The sequence below is a fragment of the Kordia sp. E genome (genome assembly GCF_056033805.1).
Genome location: NZ_JBRASR010000002.1, coordinates 948,079 through 969,344 on the forward strand (window position 1 = coordinate 948,079; position 21,266 = coordinate 969,344).

Sequence of the window (21,266 nt, forward strand, 5' to 3'; positions counted from 1 at the left end):
AATTATCAAATAAAAACAACCCGATGAAAATTTTTAGTAAAATTAGTATCCTAGTCCTTTTGGCATTTACGGCTTGTAAATCACAACAATCTGTAAATGACAATAAAAACATGACTTCTTATACTGCATCTTCAACCTATTGGCAACAACAGGTAGATTATGCAATGGATATAGACATGAATGTAAACAACTATCAATATCAAGGAACACAAAAATTAGTATACACAAACAATTCTCCTGATGTATTAGATAAAGTATACTATCATTTATACTTCAATGCATTTCAACCAGGAAGTGAAATGGACGTACGTTCTAGAACCATTTCAGATCCAAGTGCAAAAATTGGTAGCAGAATCAGCAAACTATCTGATTCAGAAGTTGGATACTTAAAAGTGCTTTCGCTTACGCAGAATGGACAAAAAATAGCATACACTACAGAAGGTACTATTTTAGAAGTTACACTCGCAAAACCGATTCAACCAGGCGCATCTGCTACATTTGATATGAATTTTAAAGGACAAGTTCCTGTACAAATTCGTCGTTCAGGTCGTAACAACAAAGAAGGTATTGCATTATCAATGACGCAATGGTATCCAAAAATGGCAGAATATGACTTTGAAGGTTGGCATACACCACCATATATTGGAAGAGAATTTCATGGAGTTTGGGGAGATTTTGATGTAAAAATTACAATTGATAAAAAGTATATTTTAGGCGGAACAGGATACCTGCAAAATCCTAATGAAATAGGATATGGATATGAAACAGGAACCGTAAAGCGTCCAGCAGGAAATACACTTACTTGGCACTTTAATGCACCAAATGTACACGATTTTACATGGGCAGCCGATCCAGATTATATACATGACACTTACAAAGGAGCAAATGACGTAACATTACATTTTTTATATAAAAATGATCCTTCTATCAAAGAAAACTGGAAAAAGTTACAACCAAGAACAGCAGAAATGCTTGTCTATTTCAATAAATATGTTGGACAGTATCCATATAAGCAATACTCTGTAATTCAAGGTGGAGATGGTGGAATGGAATATGCAATGTGTACATTAATCACAGGAAAACGAAAATTTGGAAGTTTAGTTGGTGTTACAGCACACGAATTAGCACACACATGGTTTCAATTCTTACTAGCAACTAACGAATCAAAACATGAATGGATGGACGAAGGGTTTACTTCTTACATTTCAGGTAGATACATGAACGAAAAGATGGGGAAAAATGTTGAAAATCCATACAAAGGTTCATACGGTGCGTATTTCAGATTAGTTAAATCGGGAAGAGAACAACCGCTTACAACACATGCGGATCGTTATGAATACAATAGAGCATATGGTACTTCTGCTTATAGTAAAGGACTGATCTTTTTGTCACAATTAGAATATGTAATTGGAAAAGAAAATTTAGAAAAAGCACTTAGAAAATACTTTGATGATTTTAGTTTCAAACACCCTACTCCAAATGACATTAAAAGAAGTGCTGAGAAAGTTTCAGGAATTCATTTAGATTGGTACTTAACGGACTGGGCACAAACTACCAATACTATTGATTATGGTGTAAAGGAAATTAAGGGTGAAACTGTCATTTTAGAACGAATTGGATTAATGCCAATGCCTATAGATATTACCGTAAATTATACCGATGGTACAAGTGAGAACTTTTACATTCCATTACGTATGATGCGTGGAGAAAAGCCTACAAATGCTACTAAAAAAGATGATTGGGCTTGGGCATATCCGTATTATGCTTTAAAAACAAACAAAAACATTAAAAGTGTAGAAATTGATCCATCACAATTGATGGCAGATATAAATAGAGATAATAACGTTGCAAGAAAATAATATAGTGTAACGCTTCACTTACTACTAAAAAATCCCGCTAAGAAATTAGCGGGATTTTTTTATTAATTCTTTCGTTGCAATGCATTTTCAAGCAATACAATTTTACTTTCCAAATCGTGAAGTCTATCGTAAACATCTACAGGTTCGGGCATTTGTTTGGATGCAAACATCGTTACATACCATATTTCCATAATTTCCTCCGCATTAATTGTATACGTTGGATAATTTCCATCTTTATTATCAGACTTTAAAATTAGCTTTCCCCGTTCTTCTATTCTATTTATAACACGTTTCAGCACAATTCCGTCATTACGACTCACTATTACATACACGCGGCCATCTTTTACGTCGCTTAAATCCTCCACATATTTTCCAAATACTAAATCACCATCAAAAAACGTACGTACCATTGAATTTCCTTGTACTTCAAAACAACGAAAAGTTCCGTTTGTTAAATGTGGCATACTAAAAGAAGGTAAGGTTTCTATATATCCTGCATCTCCATAACCATCCAAATAACCAGCTCTTGCTTTGATAGGAACATACACTACATTTTCTTCTCCATCTTGATTCACAGCTACTACTTGTGGAATTCCAGCATATGTTTGAAAATCTTGTCGATCAGATTTAAATAACTGTGAACTTTTTCCAAATAAATAATCTGGATTGATCTCAAATTCATTGATAATACTTGTCAATAAATCGTATCCCGGTTTTGTTCTTTTTCGTGTCCCATCAGACTGTGGGCGACCATTGGTAATACTATCTATAGTAGTACTAGTCACTCCTATTCGTTTGGAAAATGAATTATTGTTAAGGTGAAAATGATCGATGATCTCTTTTATTTTTTCATGTATTCCTTCCATATATCGCTCACTAAAAGTTAAACATTTTACAAAAAATTCTGTTTTTTGTTTTATTTATTCTGTAATTTGTTATATATTTGTATTGTAATTTGTTGCTAAGATATGAATTTTTATTGAAAATCAAACATTTGTGATTATAAATGTCGATTTTATTCTTCATAAATACAATATAAGTGACAAAATATAGACTGATGGTTACGTATTTGAAATCAATTTTCAGTACGATTTTGAAAATATAAAACATATAGAATACACGATACATTTAACAGCTATGAAATGCGCCACACAGTTAGTTACTAGCTAACTATTAAGATGTTGGCAAATTCCATCTGACAGAATTAATTAAATAAAAAAATACAGATGAAAAGAAGTAAAGAGCTCTTAAGCAAACGAAAACAATTTGTGCAAAAATATGTAGAAGACAATTCTGCAAAACAAATGAAAGTAATTATTAACGAATTAGTAGAACAATTATTCATCTCAGAAAAAACGATATACAATATTTTAAAACAGTAATTAGCTAGTCACTCATACTCCGTTAAAATATATGTATACGCAAAAGCTCCTTTACTTTCATAAAGGAGCTTTTTAATCAGAAAAACATAAAATCTTAAAAAGAAGGGTATTTCTTTATATAGGTAAGTTTATTCTTATTTTTTGTAACTTGAAGTATTAACTTTTAACTATACTATTAACATAATACTATTTATCATGAAACAAACAATTGAAACATTAAAATCCTATTTTGAAACAGGAGACAAACCTACAGAAAGTCAATTTTCAGACTTAATAGACAGTTTAGCAATGCCAATGATTGGCGAAATAAAAACGGTAGGTTTTGCTGCCGTTCCAAGTGGTTGGGCAAAATGCGACGGACAACTATTAAATATTTCCGATTACGGGACTTTATTCAACTTAATAGGTACAACCTATGGCGGCAACGGAACTACAACCTTTGCTTTGCCAAACTTACAAGGAAAAACCACAATTCACAATGATGCAACTTATAGTCTTGGGCAAACAGGCGGAACAGCAGAAAATACACTTTCTGAAAGTCAATTACCAACACATAGTCATGATGTTGGAAGTTTAGCAGCTTCACATACATTAAGCGGAACAATACTTGTAAATGAAGAAGATGCTACTTCTGAAGATCCACAAATTAAAAATTTTGGTCTTGCTGTGGGTCCAGTTACAGATTCTTTCCTCTATAATTCAAGCCCAAACGATAAATTAATGGCAGCTGATAACGTGCAAATCAATGGAAGTGTAACACTTGCTGGAAACACAGCTGCAACTGGAAGTGCAACAGCTGTAAATAACATGCAACCGTATTTGGTTGTAAACACAATTATTGCCCTGGAAGGAATTGATCCTTTGGCTTAATTAAAAATTCATTACATACCATATATTCAAAAAAATCCCTTTGATAATCAAAGGGATTTTTTAATTCCTATACACTCCCAAAAAAGTTTTTCTTCTCAAATAAGTGAATTACAACAACTTCCAACAAAAAACAGAAATACATTATATTTATATTGTAATATGTTTGTTTGTTGTTGTAATATGTTTTATATTTGTAATCGCTTTTCTAATGAACAGTACAACTTTTTTGTACGATTCATATCAAAAATACTGTTGAGAAGAACCACAATACAAAGTGCAAAACCCTATTCTGGTTAAGAAAACTTAAAAAATATAGTTGCATACGTTGGCTACTTTTTCTTCTCAAATTAAATTCCAACATTTTCATGAATATTAATCATGCACTGTATATATACAGTTGCAAAACATTATTGTATAAAATTATTATGCAAGACAGTAGTAACTGTCGTTCAAACTAAAAAAAGTAAAACTATGAGCTTAATTCAAAAAGCATTATCACAATACGGTATTAGGGAAATTGCCGGGAAGGTAGCTAATCCCCAAATCATTAGATACTTTGAGGTGTTAGGTTACGACGGAAACAAACTGCATGATGAAACTGCTTGGTGTAGTGCATTTGTGAATTGGGTAACCAAAACTCAAAATTATCCATACAGTGGAAAATTAAATGCACGAAGTTGGCTAAATATTGGAGAATCAACAGCAATACCAGCACTCGGAGACATTGTCGTTTTATGGCGCGAATCTCCTAGTAGTTGGAAAGGACACGTAGGCTTTTACATTAAACAAACAAAACGCTATGTATATGTTTTAGGTGGAAATCAAAACAATAGTGTTTCTATAAAAGCCTATCCTAAAAATAGAATTTTAGACTACAAAAAACTATATAAAAATGGAGAAATTTAAAATATATGTGTTTTGGTTGTTGACTTTAATATCGCCAATAACCACAATCATGTTCACTATTATTTTCCTAATTATTGTTGATTTTATTACTGGAGCTTATGCTTCTTTTAAAAACAACGTTCCAATTAGTAGTGAACGAATCGGAAATACGATCTCTAAATTTTTCATTTATAATTTGGTCATATTATCAGCCTTTTTATTGGAAAAATATATTGTCAAAGAAATTCCATTCCAGAGAATTATTACAGGGTTTATAGCCATTGCTGAAGTAAAATCTATTCTAGAAAACTTCAATAAAATATATGGCATCAATCCGTTTAAAGCTTTACTTAATTTAATTAAAAAAAAGTCTCTCAAAGATTTAGAAGAAACCATAGATATTCTTGTAAATGAGAAAGAGCAAAATCATAAAATTCAAAAAAAATGAAACAATCATTAGAAATATTAAAATCCTATTTCGAAACGGGAGATAAACCTACACAAGTTGAATATGAAGATGTATTTGACAGTCTTGTTCATAAAGATGATATGAAAACCATTTTGCCAGAAAATACAGTTTTTGTAGATGCGCAAAATGGTGACGATACTACCGCAAAAATAAGCAGTATTAGTAAACCATATAAAACCATTGACGCAGCAGTTGCAGCTTTTCAAATAGCAAAACCACGTGAAGGTGACTTAACTAGTTTAGATCACTCTTTTTTAACGATTCAGTTGCTCACTGGTGACACCTATGAAATAAATACGTTATTACCACAGCGAAATATTCGTTTTGAATCGAAAGAAGCTTGTACAATTGACTTTTCAAACAATACAAATGAATATTTCCATGACAGAGTAGAAAATGTTTATAATAAATATGTGTTTTTGTTACCTAAAGGAAGATTATTAAACAACTCTGAAAATAAATTTCTAGGAGGAACTTTATTTTTTGAAGGAGAATTTGATACCATTGAAACCTATGGTGCTCCGTTTAGTAACTTTGGAAAAGGGTTCATAACTGCCAGTCAAATAAATGTTGTCTACAATCTTCTAAAAGGAAGTGGAATTGCATTTAGTTCACTTGGCGCAAATAGTATAAACAGTTTTAAAGGAAATATTGAAAGTGTTGGAGCTGATTTAATGGTTAATAATGAAGGAAGAGGCGTTAATCATTTTGATTTCGATATAGCAGAAGGAACACATAAAACAATGTTACTAAAAGCTGGGCTTTCGTATGCAGCATACGTTAAGTTTGGTAAGCATAAGCCTACTATTGCAGGTGAAATAATAAAAGTTGCTACAGGAGGAAAAATCTTTGTGAACTTTAAAGATGATGCAGAAGTTTATGGTAACTTCAATGGAACCGAAACTTATTTTACAGGTGGTAATGTGGCGTTGAATGCTTCAGTTGCTAGACTACAAGGTAAATTATTTTTTGAAAATATTTTTGTAACATCTACTGGAGCTTTGTGTTCTTATATAGGTAGCAGCGCTCAATTATATATAAAAAACTCTTATATAGAAGTTCCTGGAGGTTTAGTTGCTATTGAAACAAATACTGGGTTTAATACAGATTCACTTGTATTTCAAGGACACAATACAGTTTATCAAACTGCGACACCAGGTTCAGACTTGGTAACTAAATACGCAACAGCAAACCCTACGAATTTTAGTTCAAAAGTTGAATTACAAAATTCGTTAATTACCAATGGTGTTTTAAATACTACAATTGTCGGAAATACAAATTCAACAGCTACTGTAACTATCGGAAATACCAATACTTACTAAACATATTTATTACTAGTACTAATCTAAGAGCCTTTGATAATCAAAGGCTCTTTTTACCTCAACTCTTATGAACACGAAACATATATCCACAGAACGTATATTACTTGTCGTCATTATTGGCTTACTATGGTATAGTATGCTATTAAAATCTTGCGAAAGCGACGTTGAAATAAATACGCAACCAACTGTTACCATTGTAAAAGATACTATTTGGCAAACTAAAATTGATACGCTACATATTGAAACTACAAAATTTGAATATGTATACATTCCAACTACAAGTTCAAATGAAGAACGTAAAAACTTTAAAAAAGAAATTACACTAGAAGAAAAAGAACAATTCACGAAAGGAAAATTATATAAAGACACGCTTCAAACTGACGATATTGACATTTTTACACACAACTTAGTCGATGGAACATTGATTGACAGTAAGTTTTCATATAAACTTAAAGTCCCTAGAGAAATTACGATTACAAAAACCATTGAACATCCACCAACTTTTAAAAGTGGCCTGTATGTTTTTGGTGAAATTGGTGGAAATAAAAGTCAGTTTGATAATCTCAGTCTTGGATTGCAATATCAAAACAAAGGAAAATGGTTTGCGTCATATCGTATAAATCTCAATCAAATACAAGCAACCACACATAACATAGGTGTTGGTGTTCGGTTATGGTAAAAAACTGTTTTTTTATTACACTCTTATAATTAATAAAATAATAACAGCAATCAATAAAAGCGTTAATAAAAGCTCAGCAATATAGGGTTTATTATGTTTTTTTGAAGTAAGTCTATTCGTTTCTTCAGATTCCAACTCTTTCAACTTTTCATTGATAATTTCAACGACAATAATATCATTCTTATGAAAAAAATACTCTGAAAACTTAGAATCAGGAATTTCGCGCTTCACAAACTTTATATGCTGTTCCTTCAATGCAGAATCAAAGAAATTTTCTGCTTCTTGATTGGTAAATAATTTGAAATATCGTTCTAAATCTGTTTCCTTCATTTGTAGTCCGTGTACAATAAAGATAGTAAATACAATCTTATTTTCTATTTTTACCGAGATTCAATATATTTTCATGAATTATCGTTTTCCAAAAGAAGAAAAATTAAAAAGTAAAAAATGCATTGATCTACTTTTTAGTGAAGGAAATTCCGTTTCAAAATTTCCACTAAAACTCATTTATACAGCTACAGAATTACCTAATGATGTTCCTGTACAAGCTGGAGTTTCTGTCACAAAAAGAAGATTTAAAAAAGCTGTAACACGCAATCGAATTAAAAGATTGATGCGTGAAGCCTATCGTTTGCACAAAAATGACGTTTTTAACACAATATCAACATCCTATGCTTTTATGTTTTTGTATATTGGAAAACAAGAACCGACTTTTGAAGAAATTGAAAAATCAATGATTCGTTTGTTGGAGAAATTCTCAGAGAAGGTTACAGCAAAAAATGTACCTGAAAATTAATGTTATTCCTGCTATCTTTCTAGCTATTAATGATATAAGATAATGAAAAAAATACTCAAAAAAAGAATTATACTTCCTGCATTAGCTATCATATTCCTATTCGGAACTGTAAGTTTTAAAAGTGACTTTTTTGAAATCGCGAAGCAAATTGAAATATTCACAACCATGTTTAAGCAATTAAATATGAATTATGTGGATGAAACCAATCCGGCTGAACTAATGGACGATGCCATTAAGGAAATGCTCAACGATTTAGATCCGTATACAAAGTTTTACAACGAACAAGATGTGGAAGCGGCTAAAATTAGAAATGCTGGAGAATACTCAGGAATCGGTGCTTCTGTTCGAAGAAACAATAAAAAAATTACCATCATTGAACCTTATAAAGATTATCCTGCTGATAAAGCTGGATTAAAAGCTGGTGACGAAATTATTCAGATTGATGATATCGTAATCGCAAACTTTAAAGAAGATACAGGAGAATTGCTAAAAGGTGCTGCAAATAGTACAATAAACATCGTTTACAAACGTCAAGGAAAAGAATATAAAACACAATTAACACGAAGTAAAATTGAAGTAGACGCCGTTCCTTTCTTTAAAATGATTGATGATAAAACTGGATACATTGTACTAGCAAAATTCAATAAAAAAGCAAGCGCACAAACAAAAGACGCTTTAGAAAAATTAAAAGAAGATGGTGCAGAACGTATTGTATTAGATTTACGAGGTAATCCTGGTGGATTGTTACGCGAATCTATTGCTATTGTAAATCTATTTGTACCAAAAGGGGAAGTGATTGTTACTACAAAATCAAAAGTTAAAAAGTACAACAGAACCTATAAAACCAGAAAAAAACCTGTAGATACTGAAATTCCATTGGTTGTTTTAGTAAATGGTAGAAGTGCTTCTGCAAGTGAAATTGTTTCAGGAGCATTACAAGATTTAGACAGAGCTGTTGTTATTGGTGCGCGTAGTTTTGGAAAAGGGTTGGTACAACAACCTAAAAAGTTAACATACGGAACACAATTAAAAGTAACAATTTCAAGATATTATACGCCTTCAGGACGTTGTATTCAAGCATTAGATTATTGGAATAGAGATAAAGATGGAAATGCTGTTAGAACGAATGAAAACGATTATACCGCGTTTAAAACAAAGAAAGGAAGAACAGTTTATGATGGTGGCGGAATCAATCCAGATATTGAAATTGCTTCTCAAAAAACTAGTGATTTTACAAAATCGTTACTCGGAAATTTAGTCATCTTTGATTATGCAACAGAGTTCTACAACAAAAATGCATTTACAGATATGAATGCATTTGCTTTTAATTCTTCTAACTACAATGAATTCAAACAAAATATAGAAAATTCAGGATTGGATTTTTATGAAACCGAAACTGAAAAAACATTGAAAAGAGCTATGAGTACAAAAGAAGCGAAAGACTTTGGACAAGATGTTTCTAAAGAGTATGATGAATTGTTAGCTTCTATAAAACAAAGTAAATTAGATGCACTTGACACGTACAAAGGTGAAATTATGAAAGAGCTTAAAAGTGAAATTTTAAAGCGTTATTTCTACCGAGAAGGTTTATTTCAGTATCAATTAACGAATGATGAAACCATCAAAAAAGCGACTGAAATTTTAGCGAACAAAAGCGAATATGATAACATCTTAAATTAAAGATTTACATTCCAGTTAAAATTTAATGCTTTACATTTTGGACAAGAAATATATTCTTGTGTATCTAATGCTCTATTACAACGATGACACTTTGTTACTTCTTTAGTAAGATGAAGCACTATAAATTTTGCATTACTAAGTGATATATTATGTAACGTTTTTATTTTCTGGATTGCTAACATTGAAGAACTAGTGTTCATTTCTAATAGCTGCTGCTTCTCTTCACAAGAAAAATCAGGGATTTCAAATACCTCATTAGGATTGCATCGTTGACAACTTATTTTCATCTCTTAAATATTTCGAACCATAGCAATATGTGGAATTTCATCTTCCAAATATTCATCACCTACTTGTGAAAAACCATGTGATTCATAAAATTTTTTTAAATACATCTGTGCTGAAATTTTAATGCTTATAGTATTGTAATATTTATGAATAGCCGCAATAGAGGCTTTTATAATTATATGACCATAACCAAAAGCACGTGTATCTTTTGAAACCACTACTCTACCAAAACTTGCTTGATCAAAATATTCACCAGCATCAAACAATCGTGTATACGCAACTATTTTTCCATCTTTAGTACCAATTACATGAAGTGCTTTTTTATCTTTTCCATCCAAATCTTGATATACACAATTTTGTTCTACCACAAACACTTCACTTCGCAATTGTAATATTTCATACAATTCATCAATGGAAAATTCACTAAAAGTTTTTACGCTTACTGTCAACATCTTATAAAAAATATTCAAACATTTTACAAAATACATTGTAATATGTTTTGTTTTATTTGTAATATGTTTTATATTTGCCTTGTTATTTATTCATAAAAGCTATAAAACAATACAAGTATAGCTGAAAAAAATGGATTATTTAATTTCTAAAGGAAATATTCAAACATTTGATTGAATATTGAAAGAAATGACAATAAGTTTTTAATCGTACAGAAAAGAAGTGCTGTTATTAGAAAAGCGGAAACAGTTTATTCAAAATACATCTAAAACGATTAAAAATTTAAAAAAGATGAAACAAAACATCAAAAACACATTGTACCGATTTGTGACAATGCGAGCTCCAGAACTTATTGGAGACGAAGAAAAAGAATTAGGATTTGTTCAGTTTCCTGAAAATGAAACAAGCACGTTTATCAATCCAGCTTCACAAGCAGCGACGCCTGAAGCTAAAAAACAAGCGGTTGATACTGCTGTTGCTGGCTATACAGCTACTTATGCTTCAAAAAGTGCTTTAAAAGCTGTAAATACAGATTTATATGAATTTGCAACATGGTTAACGTCGAACAGAACAAAGTTTACGCTTCAAGAAATTACAGATAAAATTGATGCTTTTTATGCTGCCAACAGTACGATTCCAAGCATGGTACAAATTTGGGATGATTTACATTTCAATATTTTGACTGCTGGTGACTCATACATGAGAGATTTATTATTATCATACTTAGTTGCTGATTTCTTTTTAACAAACCGTGATAAGGTTGAACGTACAGCAGTAGAGTTACAAAAAGTAGCACAAGCTAGAGTAATAATTGATAAAAATTTATTCAATTATGAAGTTGAGCCAACTGCGCCAAGAAAGCCTAAAGTTGCTGAGAAACATTTCAAAAAAGAAATGGATACCGTAATAGCAAAGCAAAACTTAGCTGAGTTAGAAGCAATTGCTAAAGAAGTTTCTAAAGCTAAAAGTTTATATGATACAGACAATACAAAAGCAAAAGCTGCTTATCAAAAAACATATGATCAAGATGTAAAAGCTGCATATGCTGCTGCAACAATTGTAGAACGTGTTGTTACTGATCAAGATTCTGGAGCAACTTCTGTAGTAAAAGAATATACGAATTTAGTAATTCCTGATTATGACTTTGTTGCGACTGATGAATTAGACAAAGCAACTTTAGGTGCTCGACTAAGCGTCCCTGCATTACAAGTTGTAACTGATTTCGAAGGGCAAAACAATGCAACTACATTACAAGAAGTTGAAGATGCTATTGCTGATGAAATTCAATCAAATACTACAGAGATTTTTGAAAACACACATTTTGAACTTCCACAAGTAGTAATTCCTGGTGGAGTTTCTGTACCAATATCTAATGATGCTACCATAATACCTTTCTCATATAATATATGTCCTAGAAAGAAAATTGGATCTTCATTATTTAATGTATTATTAACAATCAACCTTCCAAATTCGTCATATGATGTAGTAGCTGTAACATTTGAAACTGGAAACAATATATTTACTGATTTCACAGAGTTTAACTTAGGCTCGAAAGTTTCTTTGGTATTATGTAATGAAGGAATTGATTTAACACAACCTCAAGAAATTGATATTACAATTGAATTTTCTAATGGAGAAGTCTATGACACAAATATTGCCGGATTCACAAAAAAATGCTACCTAGGAGAATTAGAGCCGAGTACTACTAATCCACCAGCGCAAGCTCCTGTAGCTTTTGGTATTCAACGTTTAGGAATTGCTGATTATCGTAAAGTAGAACAAGAAGTATGTTGCTACGTTCCAGGTGAGGTTTCTCATATTGAAAACATCATGGCACGTGAATACAAATCTAAAGAAACTAAACGTACACGTCGTCAAGAAACTACCGATACTTTTTCTAGCGAAAGCGAACGAGAAAACCTTACAGAAACTACTTCTACAGATCGTTTTGAGATGAATCAAGAGATTGCTTCAATAAGTTCTCAAGATCAATCAACTAATGCAAATGCAGGAGCTAGTTACAGTAAAGGAGGTTATAGTGCTAACGCAGGAGCTAGTTTTTCAAATAATACTTCTTCTGAGGAATCTAATAATCAAGCTATTACTCATGCAAAAGAAGTTACAGAAAGAGCATTAGATAGAGTTGTGCAAAAAATACGTGAAGAACGTGTTACTAAAGTTATTGAAGAATACGAAGAAAACACTTCACATGGATTCGATAATCGTAAAGGAGATAAGCATATTTCTGGTGTATATCGTTGGGTTGATAAAGTATACGAAAATAAGATTCTAAATTATGGAAAACGATTGATGTATGAATTCATGATTCCAGAACCAGCTTCTTTTCATGAATTAGCTATTCAAATCAGTAATGAAGAAGATATTCTTGTTGAACCTTTAGATCCTAGAACTGCTTCTGTTGAAAACATGAAAAATCATAAAGCTGTTACTAGTAATACGTATAAACATTGGGCAGCTGTTTATAATGCTGAGGTTTCAGAGCCACCAGTAGAAAGTATGTATATCGGAAAAGCTTTTTCATATCAAGCAGTAGAAGTAACCAGTAACAATCATGAAAGATTTGGTGAAGATGACGAACTCGATATTCCAGAAGGATACTACACTACAAAAGCAAAAGCATATTGGGCAGATAGTATAGATGGCCCGCCAAATTCTACTAAAATTATTGTTGGAAGTGTAAAAATGAATGCTAAAGGTTATGAATATACTATTCCTAAACACGTGGGTAATGTTCCAGTATCTTTCTCTTCTCACCAACATTTATCTGGAAACTCTACAGTAAGTGTAAAATTAAAAGTGCTTCCAGAAACTATAGAAAGATGGCAAATTGAAACGTTCAATGCTATTATTGAAGCATATGAAGAGCGTTTAGCTGAATACAATGAAAAGTATGCTGCACAAAAAGAAAAGCAAAAAGAAGCAATTGCAATCAACCCAGGTTTCTATAGAGAAATTGAAAAAACGGTGCTACGTAAAAACTGTATTTCATATTTACTTGGTCATGAAAACTTAGGAAAAGATTTAATCAATAACAGACAATCTTTAACAGAAGTTACAGCTAAATATTCAAATCCTGCTTTAGATAGTTATGCAGCACAAGTGAAATTCTTTGAACAAGCTTTTGAATGGGATATTATGAGTTATAATTTCTATCCTTTCTACTGGGCAAGTAAAGAAAAATGGGGAGAATTGTACCAAGTTAAAAATGATGATCCATTATTCAGAGCCTTTTTACAAAGTGGAATGGCACGTGTAATTATTACCGTTCGTCCAGGGTTTGAAGAAATGGTAAACTGGTATATAGCAACTGGACAAATTTGGAATGGTGGACAAGTACCTACACTTAACGATGAAGAATTTGTATCAATTGTAGAAGAATTACGTAATCCTGAAAGTGAAGTAGAGGAAACATGGGAATCACGTGTACCTACTTCATTAACGGTAATTCAAGCTGGTGCTATTGGCTTAGATGTAGAAGGATTGCCATGTAATACAGATTGTGACGACTGGTTACAATTTGACTCTGATGGAAATCCTGTATTAGATACTGACGGAAACCAAGTTTCTACGAATCCAATTTCACAAAATGACGAATTGATTGGTGGTGGTGAAGGAGTTGGAAGCGAAACGGTGAGCCCAATTACGGTACAATAGCCCTTAATTAATCATAGATTTTTTAGTCAATTACTTCGGGAATTTATCTTGAAGTGTGTATCAGATATTCAGATGAATATACCAAGGAAAACCTTTAAGTATTTACATCTCGATTATCGAGTAAAAGTAGTCCCGAACTAGTTTCGGGACAGCTTTACTAGTGCCAAAATTTGACAAAAAATCTCAATAAAAATTTAAAAAAATAAAATCATGTATGTATACGAATACGGATTATCAAATTTTACTGAACACTACAAACCATATGGTCACGTAACTGTGTTTAATGACATCTATGAAGTCCTTAAAAGAAATGATAGTAATAACATTGTTGGCTATGGTTTTTACATTAAAGTTGTTTTAAATGAATACGATGATAATGTAGCAACAGCATTCTCAAGCGGAGAAAGCGGCTATAGAATAATTCGGGCTAGAGTTTTTGAAGAATACTTAAGATATATAGATCCTTATGAAGAAGTTGGGCAAAGAATTGTCAACAATTTTGAGTATGATTATGGTGGTATTGAACCTTTAAGAAGTCAAGATCTCGGAGAAGTCCCAATAGTTTCTTACAAAGGAGAGTACTATGCATTAATTAATGTAAATAGTGGCTTAGAAGAAGTAATTATTACTAATGATAAAAAGGATAGAGCTGAAGGTGATGAAATCATTGAAAATGATGCAGCAACAATTGCACAAAACAAACAAGATGTTGCAAAGAGAAAAAAATTAGAGCCCATTTTTAGAGATTTAGAAGAAGATTTGGTTGAAGCTAATGTTTCTGTTGTAATGATGATTTCAAATGATGGTGCAAAGCTAGAAAGAGCATTTCAAACAGTCACAAATTTACTACCAAATGAAATGGTCATCTTCGTTGAAAATGATGATGGTTTCAATTTCACAGGTTCGGTTTTTAGAGTACGTTCTGGAAGTGCAATTTCTAAAGATTCAAGACTTCCTTTTCGATTAATAGCAAAGCTTTGTAAACTCTACAACATTGATATTTCTAAAAGAAAAATAGTTGAACTTCTAAAAGATCATGTCACAGAAAAAAATGAAGAAACTGGTTATTTTGTGAAAGCTGGATTTGAGCTTTTAAAAATAGCTTCAAATTTTGCACTTGGTGGTATTGCTGCTATTTTTGATACACTTACAGAAGGTATCAATTTCTTTAGAATTGACGATACTAATTCTTGGAAAAGGTATGATAAAGATGGAAACTTAAATCAATCGTACGATCCGCTTCTTCCTGGATACGGACTTATTAAAACATTGCAAAAATTGGTGGACGATGAAAAAGTTTTAAAGAAAAACGAAATACCAAAAAGTCAACGCAAAGATAAAAACGAAGCGCAAAAAGACTTAAAAAAGAGTATTAATAAAGAATCGTTGACATCTCTTGAAGGCGGAATTACCAAATCAGAAGAAGATCTCAGAACAAGTGTTAAAAGTCTAAAAGTTTCTTCGCTTATCAAATATGCTAAAAAGAAGTTGCAAGGAGTTTTTAAGTTTTTGTCTGAAGTAAAAGCTTTAATCAAGAAAGTTGTAAAAATCATTCTAAATGGTTTAGAGAAAATTTTTATTTACTGCAATGCCTTTATTATTGGATTATACAATAGTTTAATTGATGCTGTTACAGGTATATTACAATTAATCAGTATGATTTGTAAAGGTGTCAATGCTTTAGTAGAAGCAGGATCAGAAATTCTTCAAAATCCAGGAACTTATTTCAGTTTATTCTTAGAATTATTTGAAAATGCAATGGAAACAATTTTCAAATTCTTCTCGCCAACAAATGTATTTGCTTTTGTTAGATTCCTGTATGAAATTGTAAAATTCTACATATTTCCAAAGCCTACAAAAGAGAACAAAGAATTTGTAGAAGGAGTGATTGAAAAAGCAAAGAAAAAGTACAATGCTGCCAAAAAGAAAGTCTCCGAAATAGATTTAAATATAAGTATCTCATTTGATGTATTGGGATATGGAATTGGATACTTTGTCGGTTTCATACTTTCTGAAGTAGTACTTGCTATTGCAACAGGAGGCGCAAAAACAGTAGGTACAGCATTACAAATAACAGCGAAAGGATATTTATCTATCATTAAAGGAATTGGTAAACTTCCTAAACTCGTTGGGAAAGGTGTTGTGAAAACGATAAAATTCTCTTTTGATTTCGTGATAAAATTCATGGCATACTTAAGAAATTTCGTAACCAAAATTCCTAAACTTCTAAAAAAACTAGCCAATTGGTTCAATGAAGTATCAACAGTTGCAAAGAATCTTTTAGATGACGCATTTAAAAAACTATTTCCTAATAAAACTACTAGAAAAGCTTTTGAAGATGCAGGTTTAGCTCCTTCAAAAGTAAATGCTGCAGGAGATACCTTAACCTTTTGTCCTATAAAATAATATATAATGAGAAAACTATTAAAAATTCTCATGTATCCATGGGAAAAAAGAAAAAAACGAAGAGAAAAAATAAATATTTTACTAAAAAAATCTAAATTAGAATTAAGGAAACATAAAAATACTTCTATTATATTAGGGTGTTTAAAAATTTTTCAAAATAATAATGGAAAATTTTTTATTAAAGATGAATATGGAAATATTTTACATGATGGATTAACAGAAAGTCAAGCTGCAAAACAAGTAGCAAAATATAGTGATGATGCTAAAGCAGCTGGAAAAACAATTGAAGATCATTTATATGATGTCGCTTACAATACTAAAGGATTAGGTGTAAAAGTCTCATCTGCATCAAAAAACACCTTAAATGATTTAGTAACAACTGTTTGGAATGATTTATTAACACTAAAGAAAAATAAAAGAAAAGGAGCTGTTTCTATTATAGAGCATCCTAATCACGGTACAATTGGAGGTAGTAGTATAAAAGGGTTAAAAAGAGGAGTAATACCTGAACACTTTCATCCTATGTTAAAAGATTGGTTAGAAGTAGTACTTAAAAAAATGGATGATGGAATAATACCTAGAAGTTGGCAACATGGAAAATGTGCTGAAGCAGAAGTTTTATCAGAATTATTATGGAAAATAGACCCAAACAAAAAAATGAATATTAACGAAATAAGAAGAGTTTTAGAAGGAACAATTTCTAAGGCTGCTGATTTAACTACAAATCCTTCTTTAAGAGGATCTTTTAAACCAGCCTGTAAAAGTTGTACTCCTATGTTAAAATATTTTAATATACTACAAGATATAAATCCTATTTAATTATGAAATTTTCAAAAGAATTACAAAAACATATAAAAAACCATGGATGGAAACCTAATAGACAGGACTTTTCAAATAAATTATACATGGAAGAAAACAACTACCCACAATTCATTCAAGATTTCATGTTTGAATATAGTAAATTAAAAATTTCAGATTTTACACCTGAAATTCCTGTGAAATCAGAAGTAACAAACTATATTAACTTCGATATTTCAAAAACTGAAGGTATTAATGGAATTTCTGAGGGTTATGCGGAACAATTAGAAAGAAAATTATATCCTATTGCACATTATACTCCAGAGTCATATGACGTTTCTATAGATGAAAATGGTTATGTATATCTATTAGGAGAATATGCTTATTGTTGTGGAAAAGAATTATATAAAGGTATAGAAAATATCATTAGAATGAGAGTTTTTGATACTTTAGAATTAGACCCTACAAATGATGACGATGAAATATGGTTAGAATACAAAAAAGGTGTTAATACTGTTGTTGATATACAAACATATAAATTCATATATAATTTTTAAACAAAAAACCCAACTCTAAACAAGTTGGGTTTTTCTATATATATAAATCTTGTAGTTACAAACACCTAAAATTTATTACTACATTTAAGTATTCAGAAATTATATAACTACCACAATGAAATTCAATAAAGAAGTACAAAAACAATTTCAAAATGCAGGTTGGTATGAAGGAAGAAGTCTTCAAAAGAAGTATGATAAAATTAAGTATTTCAATGAATTACCTGAATTTTTAAAAGAGTTTTTATATGAATTTAGAGATTTAATGGTACAAATTAATGATCCAAATAAAATCCTATTTAGAAAAACCTTCACTAAAAAATAATGTATTAACTTTTCCTATTGGATTTTACCAAAATTCTCATGATGGCGGAACAGTTGAATGTGATCAATACGGAACAATATATTTGATGGGAGAGTTTCCAATTATAGTTTCTAAAAATTTTAAAAATGGCATTGAAAAAATAATCATGGAAGAGTATTCAGATACTTACGAATGGAATATAATTGATAAAACCTGGGATAAAAAGGAGAATTGTTAAACTATGAAATTAATACACAATAATATAGAAAAATTATATGATGGTTTAGAAGATCCATTATATAAAGACAAAAAAGAATTTACTATAAAAGGATATCACAAAACGTTTAAAATATGGGATATCATAGATAATTATTTTGAAGATTCTAAAAATATATTAGGAGAAGAAAATTTTAATGCAATTATTCAAGAATTACAAATAGAAATTACTCAATATAATGCATATAAATCTAAAGAATCAAACTTAGGATTGTATTATATTTTAGATGACAATCATCTCCTAATATTTTCGCATGGAGAAAAACAACCTGCTAGATATCAACTTTTCTTAGAAGCTATATATTCTTTAGATGAATAAATAAATTTATTATTAAAATATGAAATATTTTGGTTTTATAAAAGAACATGAAAATCAACGCTATGCAAAAAGTATTAGTGAATTAATAAGTTCTGATACACAAGAAAATACACAAAGAAAAGAAGTTTTAGAATATCTTAAAAAAGGAAAATTGTGTGTTCCTTTAATGGGTTTTATTGAAAATGCTAATGATCCCTATTTTGATACAGATAATTACAATGATGATGATTTTATAGGGTATCTTTCTATTTATACAGATGGAAAATGGTTTTGGCCACAATACATTATAACGTACATGGAAAAATATCCAACTATCAATATTGATACTGAATTTTTAAATCATGTATTAGCTAATATCAATAAAGAAATTAAATTGTCGGAAAAAGAAATTTTAAAATTAGAAAGTACATTTATAAAAAAAGCAGGGTTTAATAAAGTAGATGAATAATTTTTAAACCAAAAAAGCCAACTCTAAACAAGTTGGCTTTTTTTATATCTCTTAATCTCACAATTACTAACTAACTACAAGCTATCTTATTTACTCTATTCTGATGTCTTCCACCTTCAAATTCAGTGTTTAAAAACGTATCAACCATTGCAATTGCTTGTGGAATTGACGTAAAACGTGCAGGAATACTCAAAATATTCGCATCATTATGTTGCCTGGCTAACGCTACAATTTCTTTGGTCCAACAAAGAGCTGAACGTACCTTTTGATATTTATTAGCAGTCATAGAAGCTCCATTTCCACTTCCACAGATAATAATTCCAGAAGGAACCTTTCCACTATCCACATCTGAAGCAACTGGATGTACAAAATCTGGATAATCTACACTATCATTTGTATCTGTTCCGTAATTTTGAACAGCATATCCTTTAGCTTCCAAATGGGCTACAATAGCGTTTTTATAATCGGTTCCGGCATGATCATTACCGATAACAATATTTTTCATAAAATAAGTTGTTGTGTTTGTTGAAAACAAAGGTATGAATAGACTTGTGAACAACCGAAAAAAGTCAATGTTAATTTCATTTCACAATAACTTAACAATGAGAATATTATAACTTAACACTAATTGTTGATATCTAGTAGTTAAAAACTAAGAACAAAATTTTGTTCCTTCAAATAATTTTACAATACAAACAAATACCTGAGTTTACCAATTTATTTAGCACTTCTTTTTTGCAAACTTATTAAGAGTCGCTTTCTTGATTGTTAACAAAAATGAACCAACTTTTTATCAAAAAAATACTGTGTATAAAGGTTGTTAATAACTGTTGATAACCTAGCTAATGAATCTTATTTTGAATACATTAACCTTTTCATAAGTTGTTCATGAAATTCGATAAGAAACAATTCCTATGAAAAAGTAAAAAAGTTTTGCTACCTATTCACACGCTATAATAACCATCATTATTTTTTTTAAATTTATAAAAGAAAGAAATATATATATTATTAATGTTTATAACATTTGTGAAAAATTGAAGTTTTTAAAAGAGAAAATTGATTGCTTTTTCATCTTTGTCTGATTGGTTAAAAAGAGTTTTCTATTCTTTAAAATGATGCTTAGAATGAATTTTAGAAAGAAACTTGTATGAAGAAGTATCTATTACCAAAACTTGTTTAAAACGTCAAACGTGACCTTTAAAATGATTTTTAGAAATGATAACTTAGAAGTAATAGAAAACTACAAAAAAAGGTAATTACACAATTCGTAAATGGGATTGTTTATTCTCAAAATCTTCTAAAATTTGTTGTGTAATAAGTACATCGTTTTTATGAACCTTCAAAGAAATGCCACCAATTGCATTTGAATAAAATGGAAAAACGCTCAACATGGTTTCGTTTTCAAACACATAAGTAATTCCTTTCTGATCTAATACAATTCGTAAAACTGCATATTCAAAAGGATACGTAAATGTCGCTACAGTCACAAAATTGATCATATACTAAAAAATAACTTTCTCATGAAAAGAACATGAAGGAAAGGATTTAAAAAATAGAGATAAATTAAAAAAAAAATAAAATCTCGATTATCGAGTAATTACTTAAAAATAAGAAAACTAGTTTAAATAATACGTATCTATAGCTGCGTTTTTTAAAGAATCTTTCTGAATATCTACAGCTCTCGTATCTTGTTCTTTCTTTAGAGAAGAGTTAATATAACTACCAAACGAGAAGATACCGATCAAGAAGATCGCTAAAAATAGTAGAATAACTTTGTACACTCGTTTCATAAAATAGTAGTTAAAAACT

24 protein-coding genes are annotated in these 21,266 nt (G+C 30.6%); 17 read left to right on the top strand and 7 right to left on the bottom strand.

Annotation, left to right across the window (positions count from 1 at the left end; genetic code table 11):
* The first annotated feature begins 23 nt into the window (after positions 1-23).
* Positions 24-1,859, top strand: a complete 1,836-nt coding sequence (locus tag ACUUYC_RS07235; protein ID WP_474264971.1) for a M1 family metallopeptidase — start codon at positions 24-26, stop codon at positions 1,857-1,859.
* Between the two features lie 62 nt (positions 1,860-1,921).
* On the opposite strand, the gene ACUUYC_RS07240 is transcribed toward ACUUYC_RS07235, so the two are convergent.
* A complete protein-coding gene (locus ACUUYC_RS07240; RefSeq protein ID WP_474264972.1) occupies positions 1,922-2,725 on the bottom strand; it encodes a S24 family peptidase in 804 nt (267 codons plus the stop codon).
* 360 nt (positions 2,726-3,085) lie between these two features.
* On the opposite strand from ACUUYC_RS07240, the gene ACUUYC_RS07245 reads away from it, so the two are divergent.
* From ACUUYC_RS07245 to ACUUYC_RS07270, 6 genes are all read left to right on the top strand, one after another.
* Entirely contained in the window at positions 3,086-3,241 is a 156-nt protein-coding gene (locus ACUUYC_RS07245) for a hypothetical protein (RefSeq protein WP_474264973.1), read from the top strand.
* A gap of 195 nt (positions 3,242-3,436) precedes the next feature.
* The gene (locus ACUUYC_RS07250; protein WP_474264974.1) at positions 3,437-4,111 is read left to right on the top strand and encodes a phage tail protein; all 675 of its coding nucleotides are present in this window, start codon (positions 3,437-3,439) and stop codon (positions 4,109-4,111) included.
* A 471-nt stretch (positions 4,112-4,582) separates the two neighbouring features.
* Complete coding sequence (locus tag ACUUYC_RS07255; protein ID WP_474264975.1) at positions 4,583-5,017, top strand: TIGR02594 family protein; 435 nt, start codon at positions 4,583-4,585, stop codon at positions 5,015-5,017.
* Entirely contained in the window at positions 5,004-5,444 is a 441-nt protein-coding gene (locus tag ACUUYC_RS07260) for a phage holin family protein (protein ID WP_474264976.1), read from the top strand. Before ACUUYC_RS07255 ends, ACUUYC_RS07260 begins: the two co-directional genes overlap by 14 nt.
* A complete protein-coding gene (locus ACUUYC_RS07265) occupies positions 5,441-6,787 on the top strand; it encodes a hypothetical protein (protein ID WP_474264978.1) in 1,347 nt (448 codons plus the stop codon). Before ACUUYC_RS07260 ends, ACUUYC_RS07265 begins: the two co-directional genes overlap by 4 nt.
* A gap of 67 nt (positions 6,788-6,854) precedes the next feature.
* Positions 6,855-7,466 carry a hypothetical protein gene (locus ACUUYC_RS07270; RefSeq protein ID WP_474264979.1) on the top strand — a complete coding sequence of 204 codons (612 nt, stop codon included), beginning with the start codon at positions 6,855-6,857 and terminating at the stop codon, positions 7,464-7,466.
* Positions 7,467-7,481: 15 nt separating this feature from the next.
* Here the strand turns inward: ACUUYC_RS07270 and ACUUYC_RS07275 are convergent, their stop codons facing one another.
* Positions 7,482-7,796, bottom strand: coding sequence for a hypothetical protein (locus ACUUYC_RS07275; RefSeq protein ID WP_474264980.1), 315 nt, complete (start codon positions 7,794-7,796; stop codon positions 7,482-7,484).
* A 73-nt stretch (positions 7,797-7,869) separates the two neighbouring features.
* On the opposite strand from ACUUYC_RS07275, the gene rnpA reads away from it, so the two are divergent.
* Together rnpA and ACUUYC_RS07285 are read left to right on the top strand one after the other, a co-directional pair.
* On the top strand, positions 7,870-8,262 hold the full coding sequence (gene rnpA / locus ACUUYC_RS07280) for a ribonuclease P protein component (protein ID WP_474264981.1): 393 nt from the start codon (positions 7,870-7,872) through the stop codon (positions 8,260-8,262).
* Between the two features lie 42 nt (positions 8,263-8,304).
* The gene (locus tag ACUUYC_RS07285; RefSeq protein ID WP_474264982.1) at positions 8,305-9,942 is read left to right on the top strand and encodes a S41 family peptidase; all 1,638 of its coding nucleotides are present in this window, start codon (positions 8,305-8,307) and stop codon (positions 9,940-9,942) included.
* Here ACUUYC_RS07285 and ACUUYC_RS07290 read toward each other — a convergent pair.
* The gene (locus ACUUYC_RS07290) at positions 9,939-10,229 is read right to left on the bottom strand and encodes a hypothetical protein (protein WP_474264983.1); all 291 of its coding nucleotides are present in this window, start codon (positions 10,227-10,229) and stop codon (positions 9,939-9,941) included. The two genes, ACUUYC_RS07285 and ACUUYC_RS07290, sit on opposite strands and share 4 nt — an antisense overlap.
* Positions 10,230-10,232: 3 nt before the next feature.
* Positions 10,233-10,679 carry a GNAT family N-acetyltransferase gene (locus ACUUYC_RS07295; RefSeq protein WP_474264984.1) on the bottom strand — a complete coding sequence of 149 codons (447 nt, stop codon included), beginning with the start codon at positions 10,677-10,679 and terminating at the stop codon, positions 10,233-10,235.
* 289 nt (positions 10,680-10,968) lie between these two features.
* On the opposite strand from ACUUYC_RS07295, the gene ACUUYC_RS07300 reads away from it, so the two are divergent.
* The 8 genes from ACUUYC_RS07300 (at position 10,969) to ACUUYC_RS07335 (ending at position 19,457) form a co-directional block, all read left to right on the top strand.
* Positions 10,969-14,352 carry a hypothetical protein gene (locus tag ACUUYC_RS07300; protein ID WP_474264985.1) on the top strand — a complete coding sequence of 1,128 codons (3,384 nt, stop codon included), beginning with the start codon at positions 10,969-10,971 and terminating at the stop codon, positions 14,350-14,352.
* A 210-nt stretch (positions 14,353-14,562) separates the two neighbouring features.
* The gene (locus ACUUYC_RS07305; RefSeq protein ID WP_474264987.1) at positions 14,563-16,758 is read left to right on the top strand and encodes a hypothetical protein; all 2,196 of its coding nucleotides are present in this window, start codon (positions 14,563-14,565) and stop codon (positions 16,756-16,758) included.
* A 6-nt stretch (positions 16,759-16,764) separates the two neighbouring features.
* Positions 16,765-17,577 carry a YwqJ-related putative deaminase gene (locus ACUUYC_RS07310; protein ID WP_474264988.1) on the top strand — a complete coding sequence of 271 codons (813 nt, stop codon included), beginning with the start codon at positions 16,765-16,767 and terminating at the stop codon, positions 17,575-17,577.
* Between the two features lie 2 nt (positions 17,578-17,579).
* Positions 17,580-18,113, top strand: coding sequence for an SUKH-3 domain-containing protein (locus tag ACUUYC_RS07315; protein WP_474264989.1), 534 nt, complete (start codon positions 17,580-17,582; stop codon positions 18,111-18,113).
* A 115-nt stretch (positions 18,114-18,228) separates the two neighbouring features.
* Positions 18,229-18,435, top strand: coding sequence for a hypothetical protein (locus ACUUYC_RS07320; protein ID WP_474264990.1), 207 nt, complete (start codon positions 18,229-18,231; stop codon positions 18,433-18,435).
* Positions 18,389-18,652, top strand: a complete 264-nt coding sequence (locus ACUUYC_RS07325; protein WP_474264991.1) for a hypothetical protein — start codon at positions 18,389-18,391, stop codon at positions 18,650-18,652. The genes ACUUYC_RS07320 and ACUUYC_RS07325 overlap by 47 nt, the downstream gene beginning before the upstream one ends.
* A gap of 3 nt (positions 18,653-18,655) precedes the next feature.
* The gene (locus ACUUYC_RS07330; protein WP_474264992.1) at positions 18,656-19,009 is read left to right on the top strand and encodes a hypothetical protein; all 354 of its coding nucleotides are present in this window, start codon (positions 18,656-18,658) and stop codon (positions 19,007-19,009) included.
* Between the two features lie 19 nt (positions 19,010-19,028).
* Positions 19,029-19,457 carry a hypothetical protein gene (locus ACUUYC_RS07335; RefSeq protein ID WP_474264993.1) on the top strand — a complete coding sequence of 143 codons (429 nt, stop codon included), beginning with the start codon at positions 19,029-19,031 and terminating at the stop codon, positions 19,455-19,457.
* Between the two features lie 70 nt (positions 19,458-19,527).
* On the opposite strand, the gene rpiB is transcribed toward ACUUYC_RS07335, so the two are convergent.
* The 3 genes from rpiB to ACUUYC_RS07350 all read right to left on the bottom strand — a co-directional run bounded on the left by rpiB (position 19,528) and on the right by ACUUYC_RS07350 (position 21,247).
* Positions 19,528-19,962 carry a ribose 5-phosphate isomerase B gene (gene rpiB / locus ACUUYC_RS07340; protein ID WP_474264995.1) on the bottom strand — a complete coding sequence of 145 codons (435 nt, stop codon included), beginning with the start codon at positions 19,960-19,962 and terminating at the stop codon, positions 19,528-19,530.
* A gap of 751 nt (positions 19,963-20,713) precedes the next feature.
* Positions 20,714-20,956, bottom strand: a complete 243-nt coding sequence (locus tag ACUUYC_RS07345) for a DUF2007 domain-containing protein (protein WP_474264996.1) — start codon at positions 20,954-20,956, stop codon at positions 20,714-20,716.
* A 117-nt stretch (positions 20,957-21,073) separates the two neighbouring features.
* Entirely contained in the window at positions 21,074-21,247 is a 174-nt protein-coding gene (locus ACUUYC_RS07350) for a hypothetical protein (RefSeq protein ID WP_474264997.1), read from the bottom strand.
* Between the last annotated feature and the right edge of the window lie 19 nt (positions 21,248-21,266).